The sequence below is a fragment of the Desulfobacter sp. genome (assembly GCF_050177295.1).
Genome location: NZ_JBFXHE010000050.1, coordinates 1 through 18,089, shown reverse-complemented (window position 1 = coordinate 18,089; position 18,089 = coordinate 1). Strand labels below are relative to the sequence as shown.

Annotated in this window: 17 protein-coding genes; 6 read left to right on the top strand and 11 right to left on the bottom strand. The window is 48.1% G+C overall.

What is annotated here, in order from left to right; genetic code table 11:
• Nucleotides 1-248: 248 nt before the first annotated feature.
• The 4 genes from AB7U36_RS06150 to AB7U36_RS06135 all read right to left on the bottom strand — a co-directional run bounded on the left by AB7U36_RS06150 (nucleotide 249) and on the right by AB7U36_RS06135 (nucleotide 4,202).
• Entirely contained in the window at nucleotides 249-509 is a 261-nt protein-coding gene (locus AB7U36_RS06150) for a glutaredoxin family protein (protein WP_428158916.1), read from the bottom strand.
• A gap of 97 nt (nucleotides 510-606) precedes the next feature.
• On the bottom strand, nucleotides 607-2,025 hold the full coding sequence (locus tag AB7U36_RS06145; protein ID WP_428158915.1) for a Do family serine endopeptidase: 1,419 nt from the start codon (nucleotides 2,023-2,025) through the stop codon (nucleotides 607-609).
• Between the two features lie 76 nt (nucleotides 2,026-2,101).
• Entirely contained in the window at nucleotides 2,102-3,529 is a 1,428-nt protein-coding gene (locus tag AB7U36_RS06140; RefSeq protein ID WP_428158914.1) for a sensor histidine kinase, read from the bottom strand.
• Nucleotides 3,522-4,202, bottom strand: coding sequence for a response regulator (locus tag AB7U36_RS06135; protein ID WP_428158913.1), 681 nt, complete (start codon nucleotides 4,200-4,202; stop codon nucleotides 3,522-3,524). The genes AB7U36_RS06140 and AB7U36_RS06135 overlap by 8 nt, the downstream gene beginning before the upstream one ends.
• Nucleotides 4,203-4,316: 114 nt before the next feature.
• Here AB7U36_RS06135 and aspA point away from each other — a divergent pair, with 114 nt between their 5' ends.
• Nucleotides 4,317-6,200: an aspartate ammonia-lyase gene (gene aspA / locus AB7U36_RS06130; RefSeq protein ID WP_428158912.1), complete on the top strand. Its 1,884-nt coding sequence runs from the start codon at nucleotides 4,317-4,319 to the stop codon at nucleotides 6,198-6,200.
• Here the strand turns inward: aspA and cysK are convergent.
• Genes cysK through AB7U36_RS06115 form a run of 3 tightly spaced genes read right to left on the bottom strand, consistent with a single transcriptional unit; the run spans nucleotide 6,175 to nucleotide 8,461 of the window.
• On the bottom strand, nucleotides 6,175-7,092 hold the full coding sequence (cysK, locus tag AB7U36_RS06125; protein ID WP_428158911.1) for a cysteine synthase A: 918 nt from the start codon (nucleotides 7,090-7,092) through the stop codon (nucleotides 6,175-6,177). The two genes, aspA and cysK, sit on opposite strands and share 26 nt — an antisense overlap.
• A complete protein-coding gene (locus AB7U36_RS06120; protein WP_428158910.1) occupies nucleotides 7,079-8,062 on the bottom strand; it encodes a serine O-acetyltransferase in 984 nt (327 codons plus the stop codon). Before AB7U36_RS06120 ends, cysK begins: the two co-directional genes overlap by 14 nt.
• Before the next feature lie 6 nt (nucleotides 8,063-8,068).
• On the bottom strand, nucleotides 8,069-8,461 hold the full coding sequence (locus AB7U36_RS06115; RefSeq protein WP_428158909.1) for a helix-turn-helix domain-containing protein: 393 nt from the start codon (nucleotides 8,459-8,461) through the stop codon (nucleotides 8,069-8,071).
• Between the two features lie 142 nt (nucleotides 8,462-8,603).
• On the opposite strand from AB7U36_RS06115, the gene AB7U36_RS06110 reads away from it, so the two are divergent.
• From AB7U36_RS06110 to truA, 3 genes are all read left to right on the top strand, one after another.
• Nucleotides 8,604-9,062, top strand: a complete 459-nt coding sequence (locus AB7U36_RS06110) for a cupin domain-containing protein (protein WP_428158908.1) — start codon at nucleotides 8,604-8,606, stop codon at nucleotides 9,060-9,062.
• Nucleotides 9,063-9,173: 111 nt separating this feature from the next.
• Nucleotides 9,174-10,010 (top strand): cytidylate kinase family protein, encoded by an 837-nt coding sequence (locus tag AB7U36_RS06105; RefSeq protein ID WP_428158907.1) that lies wholly within the window; start codon nucleotides 9,174-9,176, stop codon nucleotides 10,008-10,010.
• Between the two features lie 5 nt (nucleotides 10,011-10,015).
• Nucleotides 10,016-10,768: a tRNA pseudouridine(38-40) synthase TruA gene (truA, locus tag AB7U36_RS06100; RefSeq protein WP_428158906.1), complete on the top strand. Its 753-nt coding sequence runs from the start codon at nucleotides 10,016-10,018 to the stop codon at nucleotides 10,766-10,768.
• 8 nt (nucleotides 10,769-10,776) lie between these two features.
• Here the strand turns inward: truA and AB7U36_RS06095 are convergent, their stop codons facing one another.
• From AB7U36_RS06095 to AB7U36_RS06085, 3 genes are all read right to left on the bottom strand, one after another.
• Nucleotides 10,777-12,558 (bottom strand): chloride channel protein, encoded by a 1,782-nt coding sequence (locus tag AB7U36_RS06095; RefSeq protein WP_428158905.1) that lies wholly within the window; start codon nucleotides 12,556-12,558, stop codon nucleotides 10,777-10,779.
• A gap of 25 nt (nucleotides 12,559-12,583) precedes the next feature.
• Nucleotides 12,584-13,894 carry an aminotransferase class I/II-fold pyridoxal phosphate-dependent enzyme gene (locus AB7U36_RS06090; RefSeq protein ID WP_428158904.1) on the bottom strand — a complete coding sequence of 437 codons (1,311 nt, stop codon included), beginning with the start codon at nucleotides 13,892-13,894 and terminating at the stop codon, nucleotides 12,584-12,586.
• Between the two features lie 131 nt (nucleotides 13,895-14,025).
• Nucleotides 14,026-14,298, bottom strand: a complete 273-nt coding sequence (locus tag AB7U36_RS06085) for a PxxKW family cysteine-rich protein (protein ID WP_428158903.1) — start codon at nucleotides 14,296-14,298, stop codon at nucleotides 14,026-14,028.
• A gap of 274 nt (nucleotides 14,299-14,572) precedes the next feature.
• Here AB7U36_RS06085 and AB7U36_RS06080 point away from each other — a divergent pair, with 274 nt between their 5' ends.
• Both AB7U36_RS06080 and AB7U36_RS06075 read left to right on the top strand, forming a co-directional pair.
• Nucleotides 14,573-15,556 (top strand): KpsF/GutQ family sugar-phosphate isomerase, encoded by a 984-nt coding sequence (locus AB7U36_RS06080; protein ID WP_428158902.1) that lies wholly within the window; start codon nucleotides 14,573-14,575, stop codon nucleotides 15,554-15,556.
• Entirely contained in the window at nucleotides 15,553-16,875 is a 1,323-nt protein-coding gene (locus AB7U36_RS06075) for an ATP-dependent 6-phosphofructokinase (RefSeq protein ID WP_428158901.1), read from the top strand. Before AB7U36_RS06080 ends, AB7U36_RS06075 begins: the two co-directional genes overlap by 4 nt.
• Here AB7U36_RS06075 and AB7U36_RS06070 read toward each other — a convergent pair.
• On the bottom strand, nucleotides 16,861-18,089 hold a 1,229-nt coding region (locus AB7U36_RS06070), incomplete at its 5' end, for a penicillin-binding protein activator (RefSeq protein WP_428158900.1). The two genes, AB7U36_RS06075 and AB7U36_RS06070, sit on opposite strands and share 15 nt — an antisense overlap.

Below are 18,089 nucleotides of genomic sequence, written 5' to 3'. Positions count from 1 at the left end.
ATTATCCGTGAATATGATCTGAAATCAGCTGTACATCAAAACGGGCTGCCCTGAAAAAGGCAGCCCGTTTTGAAAAAGGAGGGAGATTTTCCACCGGTTATGATGTATCAATAACGGTTTGCACCGCATTTGCCGCAACAGCAAATTATCCGGCTTGGATGATAACTTAGCATCTTAACCTTACCTGAAGATGACGCCAGTATTATCAAGTGGTAATCTTTCAGGTTTAAAACTAAAAACCGTCACCGTCAGTCCAGTTTGAGGCCAAGCGCCTTCAGGTCACTGTCGATATCACTGCGGCTGAACACCTTGCCGGGTCGCCATTTTCCGTCGTTCTCAAGTGTGGGGACCACCCAGTCATCACCGCCGTTGACTTCAATAACCTGCCGCACCACGTCGCCGGGTGCAGATTCAATGTCAACATACTTAAAATCAATATTTTTCTGCTCCAAATAGGAAACTGTCTGTGTGCAATGGGGACACCATGCTGCTCCGTAAACCGTTAACATTAATTTTCTCCTCGTATAAAATGGCTGAAACGGTGGACACCAATGCTTGGCATGCACCGTATTCAAAATAATTAATATTGACTGCTGTTAAATCTTTCTATTTTCGAAACCGGACCACAAATATCTGGGAGCTGCCCCGCCTGAAGAGCATATGGGCGGTCCGGCCTTTCTCTATTTTACGCATTATTCCGGTATAGTCACTTATGCCGGTAATTTTTTTATGGTTTATTTCCACCAGCAGATCCCCTGGTCTCACGCCGGAAATTGCTGCCTGGGAATCCGGATCAATCCGGATCACCACAAGCCCTTTGATGGATGAGGGATAACCAAGTTGCTCGGCCAAACCCTTATCCAAAGGTTTAAACATAAAGCCCAGGTCATCAAAGCCGTTGGGTTCTTCTCCGAACTGGGAATCTTCTACGCTATCCGGACGTTCACCAAGCTTAACCGTGAACGTTTTATTTTTTCCCTGACGAACCACCTCGATATTGACATTGGAACCCATCCTTAAATTGGCAATGGTCAGGGTCAGGTCCCTGGATGAGTTGATTTTTATACCGTTAACACGGATGATCACGTCGCCTTGACGGATGCCTGCCTCATAGGCAGGATTATCCTCATAGGCTTTTGCCACGTAAACACCTTCATCCGGATCCAAATTATAGTATTCACTCATCTCCTTGCTTACATCCTGGATGGACACGCCTATCCATCCTCTGGATACGCGCTTGGAATCCTTAAGCTGATCAATGACAGTGGTGGCAAGATCCGAAGGGATGGCAAAACCAATGCCCTGGCCGGATTTAATAATGGCGGTATTGATACCGACCACCTCTCCGTCCATGTTCAGCAAAGGTCCGCCGGAGTTACCCGGGTTAATGGAGGCATCAGTCTGAATAAAATCATCATAGGGGCCGGAACCGATAATCCTGCCCTTGGCTGAAATGATGCCGGCGGTCACTGTCTGCTCAAGGCCAAAGGGAGAACCAATGGCCACGACCCAGGAACCGACCTGGGCATTTTTGGAGGATCCGAACTCCAACGGCTTAAGATCCTTGGCATCAATCTTTATCAATGCAAGGTCTGTTACAGGATCTGCGCCGATAATCTTGGCATCATATTCCTGGTCATCATGGAGGATAACCTTGATCTGGTCCGCATCTTTAATTACATGGTTATTGGTTACAATGTATCCTGCCTTATCAATGATAAAGCCTGATCCAAGGCTGCTTTCCGTACGATTCCGCGGCAACCCTTCAAAAGGACTGAAAAAATCTTCCAACCCCGGCTGGTTGCCGAAGGGCGAACCGAAAAAATGCCGAAAGACCCGGCCGCCGCCTTTGATTGTCTTTACGGTCTGGATATTGACCACACCAGGCTTGGCCTGCTCCGCCAGTTGTGAAAAATTTGCCGGAACCATCCGGGTCTGCGCACCTGACAATGCAGGAAAAGCCCAAAAGCCAAAAAGCATCAGACATGTAGTAATAATTTTGATTTGCCTGTTCACAGGTCTCATTTTATACCTCCTTATTAATATATTTCAAAAGCTTGCTTTGTGGATGCAAACAAAGAATAAAACACAAAGATAATTTTTAAATGATTTCAAAGTTACGATGCGGTAATGTTACGATAAAGATACTTCCCCCATTTTCACAGGATTGCACTGAAATTGTACCTGAGTGCTGTTCTATAATGGTTCTGGCAAGACTTAAACCAAGCCCTGTACCCGGTGTTGTCCGGGAAGATTCTTCCCTGAAAAAACGCTCAAAGATCTTTTGACGGTTTTGTGGCGCAATACCAGGCCCGGAATCTTTGACGCCAATTTCCACCAGTTCTTTGCCGCAAGCCTGCAGCGTCACGTGGACACTGCCTTTTTCGGGGGTATATTTGATGGCATTGTCAATCAGATTGGCAAAGGCACGCTGGAGCATGCCTGAATCCCCCTGGATACACACCCCATTGTCCACCTGCTGGGTAAAGGTAATCTGCTTGTCTTCGGCCAGGGGCACAAACAGATCCCAGGCATCAATGATCATGGCACTTAAATCCACGGGTGCGCACTCAAATTCAGCCTCCCCTGCCTCGGCCCGGGAGATGACCAGCATGGTGTTGATCATGTCCAGCAGATGATCGGATTCTTCAATGGTGTTGGCGGCCATGGTCCGGTAGGACTCGATATCCCCAGGACTCTCCTGGATCAATGCCAGTTCCGCAAATCCCCGTATCCGGGTCAGCGGACTTTTAAGGTCATGGGCAATATTGTCGGACATCTCCCGCATGCTTTTTACCAGGGCTGAAATCCGGTCCAGCATCCGGTTAAATGTCACGGCCAGAAGATCAAGCTCGTCCCGGCTTCCGGATTCCGGAACCCGTTCATTCAGATTGGAGCCGGTGATGGTGCTCGCTGTGGCCCTGATGGCCGCAACACCGTAAAGGGCCTGCCTGGACAAAAACATACCTGAAACCGCTGAAAATAAAATAACAAACCCCATGGAAATGGAAAATATTTTTTTAAAACCCGATAAAAACCGGGAATATGCATTCATGGCAAGGCCGGTATGCAAAATAACATTGGAAGCCACAAAGGTATACATCATTCTGGCATTCTGTTCCTGGCCTGCAATGTGATCCGTATTAAACACCGTAACCCGGGACTTCATCAGCCGGTCCACCATTTTCTTGTCCAGACGGACATCTTTCCAATAGGACATGGAGGAGGAGGCAAAGACCTCGCCTGTGGGATAGAGCAGCCTGAAAAAAATCTGCTTTTCCCCTGCTGCCTGGGCCTCAATAACGGCCAGATTCTGGGCGCCCATAATTCCGCTTCGGCTGATGACCGTACGGAAATATCCTGCCTTGTCCATCAGTTCCTGGTCCACCTGGTTCATGATGGTCTGGGTGGCAAGAAAATAGAACAGGCCGAAAGCCACACAGGAGGAGATGGAAAAAATACCTGCATACCATACGGTCAGACGAAAGGCGATGCTCCTGAAAAAACCGGTGCGGAAAAACTCAGTCATCTTCGGCCTTTAATACATACCCGGCACCACGGACCGTATGGATAAGCCGGCTTGGGTATCCCTTGTCGATCTTATCGCGCAGCCGGCAGATACGGGCTTCCACCACATTAGTCATGGGGTCGAAATTATAGTTCCAGACATGTTCCATGATCATGGTTTTGGAGACCACGCGCTCCCGGTTGCGTACCAGGTATTCCAGCAGGGAAAATTCCAGGGGCTGCAGCTCAATAAAAACGTCTCCTCTTTTGACCTGGCGTTTGACAATATCCACACTTAAATCCGCATAGGACAGGGACACGGGTTCGGTGCTGTTCCCGGCCCGCCGGATAAGCGCCTGGACCCGGGCCAGCAGTTCTGAAAAAGAAAAGGGTTTGGTCAGGTAGTCATCAGCACCAGCCTCAAGGCCTTTAACCCGGTCTCCCACCCTGCCCCGGGCGCTGAGTACAATAATAGGGGTGTTTTTCCCCTTGGCCCGCAGTTTTTCTATCAGGGTAAACCCATCCAGGCCCGGCAGCATGATATCAATGATCAGGGTATCAAAATTCGCACCTAAAGCCATATCCAGGCCGTCCGGGCCTGTGTTGGCCACGTCCACGGCAAACCCGGATGCCTTTAGTCCCTTTTCAACAAAGCTGGCTATTTTTTCATCATCTTCAACCAAAAGCAGTCTCATGGCATTTTCATCCTATTCATAGATAATATTGAAATATTATTATACCCTGTACGAATTAATCAATACCGGGGCCATTTTTTCGCTTCTTTGTGATAATATAGTTAGGAGAGTTTCATGTTTATAGAACAACGTATTATAAGGGTAGCTGCAAAATCCATCGGTATCAGCGAGGAGGATGTGGCAACTTTTCTCGCCCAGGGCCAGGAGCAGGTGTATCAGCCCAATGAATGGATATTCCACGAATCAACGCCCCGAAGATGGGCCGGCATCATCCTTGAAGGAGAAGTGGAAATAGTGCGTGGACTGCATGGCTCTTCCCGCAGGCTTGGCTCAATGGTTGCAGGGTCCATGATCAGCGAGGGCGCTTTTCTGGGAAATGATTCACACACCAATGGTGCCTTTACCCGAAACGGCGTAAAAATCTGGCAGATATCACGGGAAAAAATTGATGCGTTCAAAGAAACTGAGCCAGATTTTTTTTACAGAATAGTCTCCCAGATTGCCGTCGGCATTAACCAGCGGATGCGCATGCTTTCCAATAAACTCTTTGAAAACAAGAAAAACGATAATGTGGTCACAAGCGGTTTTCGCCTGGAACATGATTCCCTGGGAGCACGTGAAATTTCCGATGATGTTTATTACGGCGTACAGACCCGGCGCGCCATGGAAAACTTTGCCATTTCCGGTGTACATATCAATAATTTTGAACACATGGTCCAAGCACTGGCCATGGTCAAAAAGGCTGCAGCCCTGGCCAATCATGAACTGGGCAGGATTGATCAGGCCAAGATGGCGGCCATAGCCCAGGCCTGTGATGAAATCCTGGACGGCAAACTGCACGACCAGTTCACCGTTGACATGTTTCAGGGCGGTGCCGGAACCTCTACCAATATGAATGCCAACGAGGTCATTGCCAATCGCGGCCTGGAGATCATGGGTCACAATAAAGGCGAGTATCAGTATCTGCATCCCAATGACCATGTTAACTGCTCCCAATCCACCAATGACACCTACCCCACGGCAATAAAACTTGCGGTCCTGCTTTCCAAAAAAAATCTGGTGCGGGCAATGGAAGAACTGCGCTATGCACTGGAAAGAAAGGCTGAAGAGTTTAAAGATGTTCTGAAGATGGGGCGCACCGAAAATCAGGATGCGGTTCCCATGACCCTGGGTCAGGAATTTTCCGCCTATGCGGTCATGATTGACAGCGCCATCAGTTCCATCATCCAGGCGGCCGATGCATTTCGGGATGTGAACATGGGGGCGACAGCCATCGGTACAGGCATAAACAGTCCGCCAGGCTACGCCGCCCTGGTGGTGGCAAAGCTTAACCAAGTCAGCGGTTTTCAGCTGAGAAGGGCAAAAAACCTGGTGGAGGCCACCCAGAATGCCGGCATTTTTGTCCATATGTCTGCCAATCTCAAACTTGCGGCAGTGCAGATTTCAAAAATCTGTAATGATCTGCGATGGCTCTCTTCCGGCCCCCGCTGCGGTCTGAATGAAATTAATCTGCCCCCCATGCAGCCTGGCTCTTCCATCATGCCAGGCAAGGTAAATCCGGTTATCCCGGAATTGATGAACCAGATCTGTTATCAGGTCATAGGATACGACATGGTTGTGTCCATGGCTGCGGAATCCAGTGAACTGGAGCTGTGTATGGGCGAGCCAATCATTGCCTATGACCTGCTGCACGGCATGATGATCCTTAAAAATGGCTGTATCACACTGGTTGCACGTTGCATTAACGGCATTGAAGCGAACCGGGATATATGCCAGAATTATGTCCAGACCAGCATCGGATTGGTCACCGCGCTGGTTCCGGTCATTGGTTATGAGCAGTCAGCCGCCATTGCAAAGGAAGCGCTCAAAACCGGCGGGCGTGTATATGACCTGGTTCTGGAAAAAGGGCTGCTTACCAGAGTTCAACTGGATGAAATGCTGCGCCCGGAATGTATGACCGACCCCAGGGCAATTACCAGTCGAACAGGTTCGTGCTGATATAACGCTCTGCCGTGTCACATACAATAAAAACAATGGTTTTCCCCGGATGCTGCAGGCCTGTCTGAAAGGCGGCATGAAAATTGGCGCCCGATGAGATGCCGCAAAGAATTCCGTATGATTTGGCAAGGGTTCTGGCACCATTTATGGCATCTTCTCCTTTGACCGGAAAAATTTGGTCCACCAGATTTCGGCTCAGGTTAGCCGGGACAAAACCGGCACCAATGCCCTGGATGGCGTGGGGACCGGCCTTCCCGCCGGAGAGTACCGGCGATTCAGCCGGTTCCACGGCAACGGACATAAGATCCGGATGCTTGCCCTTGATATATTCCGTTACCCCGGTAAGGGTGCCGCCGGTACCCACCCCTGCCACAAAAATATCAACCCGGCCTTGTACCGCCTCCCAGATCTCAGGCCCGGTGGTGGCCCGGTGGGCAGCCGGGTTGGCAGGATTTGAAAACTGGTCAGGCATATAGGCATTCTCATGGGCTGCCACCATCTCGGTCGCTTTGTCCACGGCACCCTGCATGCCAAGACGTCCCGGGGTCAGAACCAGTTGTGCCCCTAAATGACGCAACAGTTTTTGGCGTTCCAGGCTCATGGTTTCCGGCATGGTCAACGCAAGCTTCAGCCCCTTTATACAGGCCACAAACGCAAGAGCAATACCGGTGTTCCCTGAGGTGGGTTCCACGATCAGGGTGTCCGGTCCGATCTGTCCGCCTTTCAGACCTGCCTCAATCATGGCAAGACCGACCCGGTCCTTGACGCTGCCCAAAGGATTGAAATACTCCAGTTTGGCAAAAAGATCTGCCCCGCATTCCCGGGAAGGTGCTTCCAGATAAACCAGGGGGGTATTACCACAGGCCTGGGTGATGTTGTTAATTGTTTTCAAGGACTGTCTCCTTTTTCTGGCTTTTAATAATCAGGCGGGGTTCTTCCATAAATATTTTGGTATCTGCCGGAATTGAGTGTGTGAGCCATACGTTTCCGCCTACAACGGACCGTGCCCCGATAACGGTGTCGCCCCCGAGCACTGTGGCCCCGGAGTAAATAATCACATCATCTTCGATGGTGGGGTGGCGCTTGGCCCAGCGCAGCTTTTCTCCCGCATCCCTGGGAAGGGACAACGCACCGATGGTGACATTCTGGTAGATGCGCACATTTTCACCGATCACAGATGTTTCCCCGATTACAACGCCGGTTCCGTGGTCAATGACAAAGCGCTCACCAATGGTGGCACCCGGATGAATATCGATGCCGGTCAGGCTGTGGGCCAGTTCCGACATGATCCTGGGCAGTTGCGGGATATCAAGCTGGTGAAGGATCCTGGCGATCCGGTGAACCGTAATGGCATACAGACCCGGATAGGAAAAAATAATTTCATCGTGGCTTTTGGCGGCAGGATCTCCGTCATAGGCGGCCCTGACATCGGCGGATAGTTTCTTCCGCAGAACCGGAATCTGTTCGATCACCGTGAACGCGGCTTCATTGCCCCGGCGTTCACATTCCGAACATACCCTGTCATATCTCAGGCAGTCATGGCGCAGCACATGGATGACCTGCCTGGAAAGGATGTCGTAGAGCCGTGTGATTTCCTGGCCCATATGGTAGGTCAGGTTGACACTGTCCATTTTTTCATTTGAAAAATATCCGGGGAACAGAATATTTCTTAAGTTTTCAATCATATCCCTGACTGAGGTGGAAAAATGGATGGGTTCATCCCCGATGTGGGCAAAGCATTCAGGATCATCCAGTGTATTGATGATCCGGTCAATGATCCCGGGAAGGGCCGTTCTTTGAACATTTCGGATTCGTGTGCCCGCACATCGGCACAGATTGTCGCTTTTATCCGGCAGACTCATTTTTTCTTAACTCCCCTGCATATTATCAAACAATGCCAAGAATACATCACAACTTCGGCACTCTTCCATTTTCTTTTCCCAGGAACCATGGGTTTTGCCCCCGCACCGGGTGCCGTTGACAAACCAGCACACATCCCCGGATTTGAATTCATAGGCCGGGCATTGGTTCATCTGCTCTTCCGGGCATTGCAAAAGGTCCCAGCACTTTTTTTTCTCGCCGGTCCGCTGCAGGATGCGGGAGAGCAGGAAATAGATCTGTCGCTCCACATGGCCCGGGATTTTGCGCCATCCCTGCTCATAGCTGTGGATTGCTTTAACGGATACCCCTAGAAGCTGGGCCATCTCTTTCTGGGTACGGTCTAAACGGGATCTGAATATTTTAAATTCCTTGCTGGTCATAGGTTCTTTCCATAAATTATTAAGCTTGTCAGGTAAAAATATACCACAATGTGGCAATTGTCAAACTATCGCGATCCCTTTATGCTGTTTAATGACAAAAACTACAAATCAACTTCGATAGGGAGTCTTTTCAAATTATATTATGAAACCGATTGATTTCATAGAACATCCAGAGGGAGGCAGATTTCGTGAAGTTTTTAGATCCGCCCAGACAGTGTCAAAACATGATGGCACTATAAAGTCAGCTTTGACCCACATTTATTTTTCGTTAGACCGGGGAGAAATAAGCAGATTCCATAAAGTTTCTTCTGATGAGGTTTGGAATCTCTACCAGGGAACAGGAATTAAACTCTTTACATGGGATGGAACAAACACGCCGCCCCAATGCGTTACCTTATCTGCTTGCGACAATTGTTTCTGTCATGTTGTCCCTTCTGGTTTCTGGCAAGCGGCAACACCTATTTCCGAAGCGGTCTTGGTGGGCTGTTCAGTTGCTCCTGGTTTTGAATTTTCTGATTTCACACTTATGGATCTAAATTCCCAGGAAGCAAAGAAGCTTATTTCATTAGTTCCGCAGATGGCCGAATATATCGCTCCCTGACAATCAAAATGCACCGGACGACCCGGTGATTCAGATGTTAAAATATTTCTTGATCAATACTAACCTAAAGTTTATCCTTTGACATACAAACTTTAAAACAAGGAGTTCACAATGTCCGTTATCACCATCTCAAGAGGTTCTTACAGTCGCGGAAAGGAAGTTGCTGAAAAGGTGGCCACAGAACTGGGGTATGAATGTATTTCCCGTGATATTCTTCTGGAAGCATCGGAAGAATTCAATATCCCGGAGATCAGGCTGGTCAGGGCGCTTCATGATGCGCCCTCCGTTCTTGAAAGATTCACCCACGGCAGGGAACGCTATGTAAGTTATATCCGTAAGGCGCTTTTACAGCATATTCGGAAAGACAATGTTGTGTATCACGGACTGGCGGGGCACTATTTTCTACTGAATATCCCCAATGTACTGAAAATTAGAATCATATCAGATATGGAAGAACGTGTGAAAGAAGAAGTCAGGCGGGAAAATATTTCCGAGGAAAAAGCACGTTATATTCTGAGAAAAGATGATGATGAACGAAGAAAATGGGGACTTAGGTTATACGGAATTGATACATGGGACAGCAGACTTTATGATATGGTCATTAATATAAAAAACCTTTCGGTTGAAGATGCCGCAGATCTGATCTGCCGGACGGTTCGGAAACCTAATTTTGAAACCACACCCGAATCGGAAAAAATCCTTGATGATTCGCTTCTTTCCGCAAAAGTCCATGCAGCGCTTGTGAAAATAGCTCCCAAAAGCATCGTCACAGCCGATGACGGTGTTGTAGAGATCAGCGATTCGGAAGGTCTGTCGGACATAAAAAATGATGCGTTTAATGAAATAAAAAGCATTGCGGAAAATGTTGAAGGGGTGAAAGAGGTGATTATGAATATGCACAGAAAAACAGACAACCATCGCTCAGTCAATCCTTTCCATAATATATAACGAGAATGCCATATAACCCGGCAAAGAATTTCAAAATTGTGGTGGCCTATGACGGCACCGACTTTTTCGGGTGGCAGCGCCAGACTGATAAACCCACCATCCAGGGTGAACTTGAACGCATATTATCCACCATTTTAAACCAGGACATTAAAATTCATGGTTCCGGGCGTACAGATGCAGGCGTTCATGCCCGGGGCCAGGTCGCCCATTTCCATGCAAAGACCCGACTTGCCCCGGATATCATTCAAAAAGGGGTGAACAGCCTTGTGTCCGGTCCCATTGTGATCCATGACTGCTGTCTTGCAGATTCTGATTTCCATGCCCAGTACCATGTCCTTTCCAAAGAGTACCGGTATTACATATTGAACAGGGAAACCCCCACTGCCATTGGCCGGGATTATTTATGGCATGTAAAACCGGTTCTGGATATTGACATCATGAATCAGTGTTGTGAATACCTTTTGGGCGAACATGATTTTAAAGCCTTTGAGAATACAGGCAGTCCAAGATCTTCCACCGTAAGAACGGTTTTCAGTGCAAGCTGGGCAAAGATGCCTCACGATCGGCTGGAATTTTGCATCTGTGCCACAGGATTTTTAAAAAACATGGTTAGAAATATAGTGGGTACGCTGAAAGATGCCGGTACAGGACGGATTAATCCGGAAATGTTCAATAAAATACTCTATTCGTGTGAACGTCCCCTTGCCGGCGCTACTGCGCCTTCAAAGGGGCTGTTTTTGCATCAGGTAACTTATTAATTAGAGTGCTATATTTCGGATTCCCGGATTCTGGTTATATGAAGGTTATAATAGGCAATGATGTCACGGCGGTAAAGCATGCCGATAAACTGGCCCGGATCATCCTCATCCACCACAGGCAGGGCATCAATGTTTTTCTTTGTCAGTTTGAGCAGTACCGTGTTCAAATCTTCGGACAAAGTGGTTGTAATCATACTGGATACCATAATATCCTTCATGACGACCAGTTGCTCAAGCTCACTTGAGAAAAGGACCTCCCGGACATCTGTGGAGGAAAAAATGCCGCATAATTTCCCCTGGTCATTCATGACGGGAAAATATCTTTGTTTGGTGGTCTGAAATATTTTTTTAAACTGACAGAAACTCATGTCCTGGTTCAGGCATCTGACTTCCTTGATCAAAGTCTTAAGTTTTTCCACTTTTATGGTTTGAAGAATATCTATCATAAATTCTCCGGCATGAAGTGGCGAATCCACCCGCGATTTTACCTGATTTTCATAAATGGACCATTTTGTTGACAAAAGATAACACACCGAACAGACCAGAAGGCTTGGCAGCAGAAGATGATAGGAGTTGGTCATCTCACTGACAAATATAATGGTGGATATGGGGGCATTGGACACAGCCGTGAAAAACCCTGCCATACCAACGATAACAAAGGCGCCGGGCTGGGTTACCACCGTGGGTAGAAACATATGGAAAAACTGCCCGACTGCCCCGCCCATGGCTCCGCCAATGACAACCGAAGGCCCGAACACACCGCCGGACCCGCCAGACCCAATGGAAAATGACGTGGTGAAAATTTTTCCTATAGCCAGTGTTAAAAGCACGGGGATGGTCAGCTGGTTAAAAATGGCATTCTGGGCCATGCCATATCCAAACGCCAGGGTATAGGGCATAAAAAAGCCGATAACGCCGGTCAAAATCCCGCCAACCGCAGGTTTGATATGATTTGGGACTTTCAGCTTCTTAAACAGGTTTGTCGTCCCGTAAAATACTTTAATATATAAAACGCCGGTAACCACCAGAACCACGGCAAGGGCAAGGTAGGGACCAAGTTGCAGCGGATTGTGAAATTTAAACGCCGGGGACTCAAAAAGCGATCCCCATCCGAAAACCAGACAAAAGGTGCAATAAGCCACCACAGAGGAGATACCTGCCGGAATGATAACCGAAGACTCAAATTCAGGATCGCGGTAGAGTACTTCTGCGGCAAAGAGTGCGCCGGCCAAAGGCGCTCTGAAGATACTGCCCACACCGGCACCGATGCCTGCGGCCATCATGATGCACCGCTCCCGTTCAGACAGGTTGAACCTGGTGGCCAGAAAAGACCCGAATCCGCCCCCGATCTGGGCAATGGGGCCTTCCCTGCCTCCTGAACCGCCGGTGGTCAGTGTGATGGTGGAGGCAATGGTTTTGATAATCGGAACCCGTGACCGGATAATGCCGCCCTTGCGATGGAAGGCATCAATTGCGGCATCCGTGCCATGCCCCTCTGCCTCGGGGGCAAAGGTATAAACAATCCACCCGGAAACAAGCCCGCCCAATGCCGGTAAAAATAATAATACCCACTTGTTGAACGGGGTATCGGTGTGGGGCAGCAGCAGATGCTCGCCTGCAGGTCCCTGGGGCCTGTATCCGGCCATCATATCCATAAAATAATGCATACCAAGGCCGCACAGGTAATGAAACAGAATGGCCCCAAGGCCTGACATGACGCCTATCAGAACAAAATAGAACACCCATTTGCCGGCATATTTCAGATCAACACCACTTTTTCTGCCTCCCATTGTAACATCCCATAAAAAATTTTACTTATCTCAGATCATTGATCCCTGAAAGGATAATGTCAAATAAAGTTTTCACATCCTTTTCCTCCAGGCATGAAAAAGCCACCCGAAGATTGTCTTCTCCAATGGAGATCAGACCGGTACCATATTTGTCAAGCAGATGAAGCCTTAACGCTTCTGCATTCACACCCTTAACACGAATGCACAGGAAATATCCTGAATTAAACGGATAGACATCAAAACCCTCCGCATATTTGGGATCTTTGAGCACCTCTTTGATGGCAGTGGCACGGGATTTGAGCAGGTCAAACTTTTCCTGTTTAAGGGTTTTATAGTTTTCATCTTGCATGGATTTGACAAGAATGGTCTGACTTAAATGGGAACAATTTGAGATATTGCCCCGGATGCATCCGGCTGTCTTTTTTTCCAGGGCCTTATACACCCCTTCAAGGTTGGCATCCGCTGCAACCCCGTAAGTGGTAAACCCGGTTCTGAATCCCATGACATAATCTTCCTTGGTGGGTCCGTCGAGTTTGACAGCCACAAGCCGGCTCGATTTGCCGGCAAGCTTGGCAAACAGAGACTGTTTGGATGTTTCCTCTTCGAAAAACAGTCCAAAATAGGCGTCATCACAGGCTGCCACCACATTGGTTCCCTTTTGTGCAACATCAATGAGGATCTGAGCAACACGGGCCGCCTCTTCCTTGCTTAAGGTATACCCGGTTGGGTTGTGGGGGAAATTAAGCATGGTAATGATCTTGTCATTGTGAGCCGCCTGTTCCCTGATCACACGCTCGAAATCATCTAGGTTAAAATGGGTCAGTGCGTCGTCATAGGATTTGTATGTAACAAACCGGGCACTATTGCGAACACGAAAGATCATGTCATAGTTGTCCCATATCATATCCGGCATGACAATAACATCGTTGGCATTTACCCACATGTCCGACAAGATGGAAACCCCGTGGGTGATACCGGATGTGACGATGGGCAGACTGACGGCAGTTCCCCCAAGGGAAGGATTTTTAACATACAGTTCCTTAAGCCATTTTTCACGCAGTTCCAGCAGCCCGAATGAGGAAGCATAGGACAGGTAATTATCCGGTTCAATTTCTGTAATGTATTTTGTCACGGAAGGAAGACTTAGAACACAACTGCCCTGCCTTGCGATGCCGATGGTTGCGTTGATCCTGTAAGCCTTTAACTTTGCTTCAGCACTCTGGGTTAAAATACCCCTGGGGAAAAACAGTTTTTTCCCCATATCAGAAAGCATTTCATACACATGGGGCGCGGCCTGTCTAATGGTGTTATTCAACTCCTGGGCAATTGGATTCATGATTCAACCTGTAAATTAAAGTATTATCCAGTTCAGTGAAATGTATATCTGAAAAAAAGAAAACCCTGCAGTCAGACCCAAGGAAGCCCAAGGAAAACTGCAGAGTTTTTTCATGTACAGAATTAGTTGTGTTATCTTCGCTTGGAGGCCTTGATTGGGTTAAGTTTCTGTTTTTTGGTTTCAGTGGCGGTTTTGACATGGGTGGCCATGTTGCAGTTGCCGTTTTTCCATTTCAGAGACGGGTCAGGTGCAGCAGTACAGTAAACGCCGGTGGAAAACTCGCCACTTTTCTGGCATCCTTTGCATTCATCAATGATGGGAAGGCAGTTGCCTTCGTTATAGCTGCAGCCCTGGGCAGTCATGAATACACAATCCTGGCCTTCTCTAACCGTTGTACAAATCATAATCGTCTTCCTGTTTCAGTGTTATATTTCATTATTATAATGGTGTTATAAATTTCAAAATAAAACCGGTTTTTATATAACCGGGAAAAATAAACCGTACCCAACTATCATAATGCCACTTTAATTGTCAACTAATTATTTTTAAAGAAATATTTGTTCTATGGTATATTTGGATTCTGTCTCTTGTGGGCAGTTCCTTTCTGATGTATAATATGAAAACGTCAAATATCATGACCTTAACCATATCCAGTCTAATAATAATTCGGGAAAACCAATGATCATAGACGATGCTGTTCAAGTCCTTAAAATGGAAGCCCAGTCTCTTCTGGACCTTATTGAAAAACTTAATATGGATTTTCAAACCCTTGTCAATGCAATCTGCAATGCAAAAGGACGGGTCATCATTTCGGGAATCGGGAAATCGGGGTTAATCGGAAGAAAAATTGCCGCCACCTTAAGCAGTACCGGAACCAATGCCCTGTTCCTTCATCCGGTTGAAGCGGTTCACGGGGACCTTGGCATGGTCAGCCGAAATGATATATTCATTGCCATCTCAAATTCCGGTGAAACAGGAGAACTGAACCAGCTTTTGCCGGTGATCCGGGAGGTGGGCTGCAGGATTGCAGGGTTTACAGGAAAGCCAGAATCCACCATGGCAGGATTTTGCGATCTGATTATATACACCGGCGTAAAAAAAGAAGCCTGCCCCTTGAATATGGCACCGACCTGTTCAACCACGGCCCAGCTGGCCATGGGGGATGCCCTGGCCGTGGCCCTGATCAAAAAGAAAAACTTTAAAAAAGCTGATTTCATGCGTTCCCATCCCGGCGGCGCACTGGGACAGCGCCTGTCAGGCAAGGTCAGCGAGCTGATGCTTGAAAAATCAGGCGTACCTTGTGTACAAACAGGTGCCACCATGGCCCAGGCCCTTGCCTGCATGGATGCTCACCGCCTGGGTGCTGTTTTTGTGCTTGATTCTGCTGATAAACTCATGGGTATCCTTACTGACGGGGATGTCCGGCACTGGATGGCAAAAGGGGGCCGCACAGCCGACACCCTGCTTGTGGATGAGGTGATGACCTGCTCCCCAAGACATCTATTCCCTGACTCCTATCTGTATGATGCCCTGAATTTAATGGAAAAATATGAAATTACGGTTTTGCCCATCCTTGGAGAGAAAGGCTGCCTTAAAGGATTACTGCATCTCCACGACATTCTGGGAAAGGGAACCTTTAAATTTAATGGAGGCACTCAATGAAAAGTATGAACATCAACACCACCATTCCCGTTTTAGGCCCTGCCCGGATTCCGTCTCCTCTGGTTTCCCAGGGAGTGGCCTGTGACGGTAAAACCCGGTTCATGAAAGATGAATACAGAATCCGCGTTGATGTCAGGGTTGACCCTGTTGCCCAAGAAAAAGAAGACGGTATACTCAGTTTTGAACAGGCCGGACCCCGGGAAAAAATTTACTTTGACCCCAGCAAACTCAAGTGTGCGGTGGTTACCTGCGGAGGACTTTGCCCCGGACTGAACGATATTATCCGGTCGATAGTGCTTGAATTGTCCCATGTGTATGGTGTTAAAAATATTTATGGTATTCGCTACGGGCTCCAGGGCTTTATCCCAAAATACGGCCATGACCTGATTGAGCTTAACCCGCAATGCGTGTCAGGCATTCAGAATACCGGGGGCTCCATGCTAGGCTCTTCCCGGGGAGGCCAGGATATCGGGGAAATTGTGGACTGCCTGGAACGTATTGGGGTGGGGCTGCTTTTCATGGTGGGTGGCGACGGAACCCTTATGGCCTCAAAGGCCATTGGTGAAGAAGTATTAAACCGCGGGCTGAAGATTTCCGTGGTTGGCATTCCAAAAACCATTGATAATGATATCTTCCTGGTTTCCCGTTCCTTTGGCTTTGATTCAGCCGTGGACGTGGCCACCCTGGCAATCAAGGGGGCGCATAACGAAGCCGAGGCCTATCCCAACGGTATCGGTCTGATCAAGCTCATGGGCAGGCATTCGGGATTTTTGGCAGCCACGGCAGCCCTTGCCCAGCCTGACGCCAATTTTGTGCTCATCCCTGAAGAAGAAATCATGCTGCATGGCGAAAACGGACTTCTGGCAGCTCTGGAACGGCGTCTGGCCTTAAGAAAGCATGCGGTGATCATTGTTGCCGAAGGGGCTGGCCAGAATTTTTTTGAAGACAAGGATATTGAGCATGATGCATCGGGCAATGTGAAGCTCAAGGATATTGGGCTGTTTTTAAAGGCGGAAATCAGTGCCTATTTTGAATCCAAAGCTATCCCCATCTCTTTGAAATACATTGATCCATCCTACATCATCCGCAGCCTGCCGGCCAATGCCAATGACTCGGTGTTCTGCGGACTGCTGGCAAGGGATGCCGTACATGCGGGCATGGCCGGTAAAACCAATCTGCTTATCAGCTTCTGGAATAATAATTATGTCCATGTCCCCATGGATGCCTCAGCCGGACGGCGCAAAAAAATGGATCCGTCAGGCAGGCTGTGGCAGTCGGTTCTTGAATCCACAGGCCAGAATTCATTATTTAACGGCTGATTCCATAGCATTGATCTCCATAAACTGATCATCCTTTACGGTGATCAGAAACAACGCCTTATGCGGGGTGCCGGTCTCATCAAAACGTGTGCGGCCGGTGGCCCCGTCAAAGATAAATTGACCCTGTAGAATATCCTTCAGTTCTCTCCCTGAATTAACATCATCGGCGTTGGCCGCCGTGAACAGAATCTGGGCCGTATCATAGGCAATGGCCTCAAGGAAGCCGGGTTTTTCCTGGTATAAATCCTGAAATGCCTTATCAAACCATGCGGTTTCAGGATTGGCACTGCCGGAAAAATATCCGTCGCAGATGATGGTGTTTCGATTATACCTTCTGGTCTCTTTTAAGAAGCTGTCACTGTGCCACAGGTTTGTCCCTAACAGGACAAAGCCCCGGGCATCATGGTAAACAAGCTGGGGGAGTATCAGATTGATCCTGGTCACTGAATCCGGGATAAAAAGTGCCTGGAAATCTAACCCCGTGTTACTGATCAACCTTTTGATGGCAGCTGAAAAATCAGTCTTGCTGCCGTCATATACCTGGGCTGCCGTTAATTGGCCTTCAAACTGATCTACCATCTCCCTAAACGCCTGCATATACCGGTTTCCATATTTATCGTCCGGATATAAGACAGCCATTTTCCTCAGTCCCAGTTCATGAAAAACATAAGTCCCTAAGGCCTGGACCTGCATCTCAGGGGTTATAAAATGGGTAAATATATAATCCCCATATTGGGGAAATTCAGTTTTCTGGGTCAGGGACATCATGGGAATACCAAGGGCCTGGGCCTTGTCAGCCACTTCCTTTGAAACGAAAATGGGCCCCAGAATGGAAAAAACATTCTCCTTTCCAAGCTGCTCCACACACATGGCAGCGTGTGCGGGATCTGACATACTGTCCTTGACCACAATGATTAAATCCTTAATACCGGATTCAGATAGCCGGGCCATGGCAAGCTCTATACCTTTCATGGCCTTTTGTCCGTAAAGTTTATACTTCCCGGACATGGGCAGGATAACCCCCAGCTTCTTTTTATTAAAGGATGTGGTGCCCAGACCTGCCAAAAGTTCCCTTATCTGCTTGGTCTTGGGATGATCGGGATATTTTTCAAGAAAAGCATTCAAGACATTTGCAGCATTGGCATAATCTTTCTGCCGGGCAAATTTGTAACCCGCCCAGTAGTCAAAAAGGTCCTGGGGAATGGAAAGATTTT

Excerpts from the sequence above, each read along its gene's own strand:
- AB7U36_RS06090 (WP_428158904.1), bottom strand. The coding sequence starts at position 13,894 with ATGAATCCAATTGCCCAGGAGTTGAATAACACCATTAGACAGGCCGCG.
- AB7U36_RS06135 (WP_428158913.1), bottom strand. The coding sequence starts at position 4,202 with ATGAGACTGCTTTTGGTTGAAGATGATGAAAAAATAGCCAGCTTTGTT.
- AB7U36_RS06085 (WP_428158903.1), bottom strand. The coding sequence starts at position 14,298 with ATGATTTGTACAACGGTTAGAGAAGGCCAGGATTGTGTATTCATGACT.
- truA (WP_428158906.1), top strand. The coding sequence starts at position 10,016 with ATGCCATATAACCCGGCAAAGAATTTCAAAATTGTGGTGGCCTATGAC.
- AB7U36_RS06115 (WP_428158909.1), bottom strand. The coding sequence starts at position 8,461 with ATGACCAGCAAGGAATTTAAAATATTCAGATCCCGTTTAGACCGTACC.
- AB7U36_RS06105 (WP_428158907.1), top strand. The coding sequence starts at position 9,174 with ATGTCCGTTATCACCATCTCAAGAGGTTCTTACAGTCGCGGAAAGGAA.
- AB7U36_RS06080 (WP_428158902.1), top strand. The coding sequence starts at position 14,573 with ATGATCATAGACGATGCTGTTCAAGTCCTTAAAATGGAAGCCCAGTCT.
- AB7U36_RS06140 (WP_428158914.1), bottom strand. The coding sequence starts at position 3,529 with ATGACTGAGTTTTTCCGCACCGGTTTTTTCAGGAGCATCGCCTTTCGT.
- AB7U36_RS06120 (WP_428158910.1), bottom strand. The coding sequence starts at position 8,062 with ATGAGTCTGCCGGATAAAAGCGACAATCTGTGCCGATGTGCGGGCACA.
- aspA (WP_428158912.1), top strand. The coding sequence starts at position 4,317 with ATGTTTATAGAACAACGTATTATAAGGGTAGCTGCAAAATCCATCGGT.
- AB7U36_RS06075 (WP_428158901.1), top strand. The coding sequence starts at position 15,553 with ATGAAAAGTATGAACATCAACACCACCATTCCCGTTTTAGGCCCTGCC.
- AB7U36_RS06145 (WP_428158915.1), bottom strand. The coding sequence starts at position 2,025 with ATGAGACCTGTGAACAGGCAAATCAAAATTATTACTACATGTCTGATG.
- AB7U36_RS06150 (WP_428158916.1), bottom strand. The coding sequence starts at position 509 with ATGTTAACGGTTTACGGAGCAGCATGGTGTCCCCATTGCACACAGACA.
- AB7U36_RS06110 (WP_428158908.1), top strand. The coding sequence starts at position 8,604 with ATGAAACCGATTGATTTCATAGAACATCCAGAGGGAGGCAGATTTCGT.
- AB7U36_RS06095 (WP_428158905.1), bottom strand. The coding sequence starts at position 12,558 with ATGGGAGGCAGAAAAAGTGGTGTTGATCTGAAATATGCCGGCAAATGG.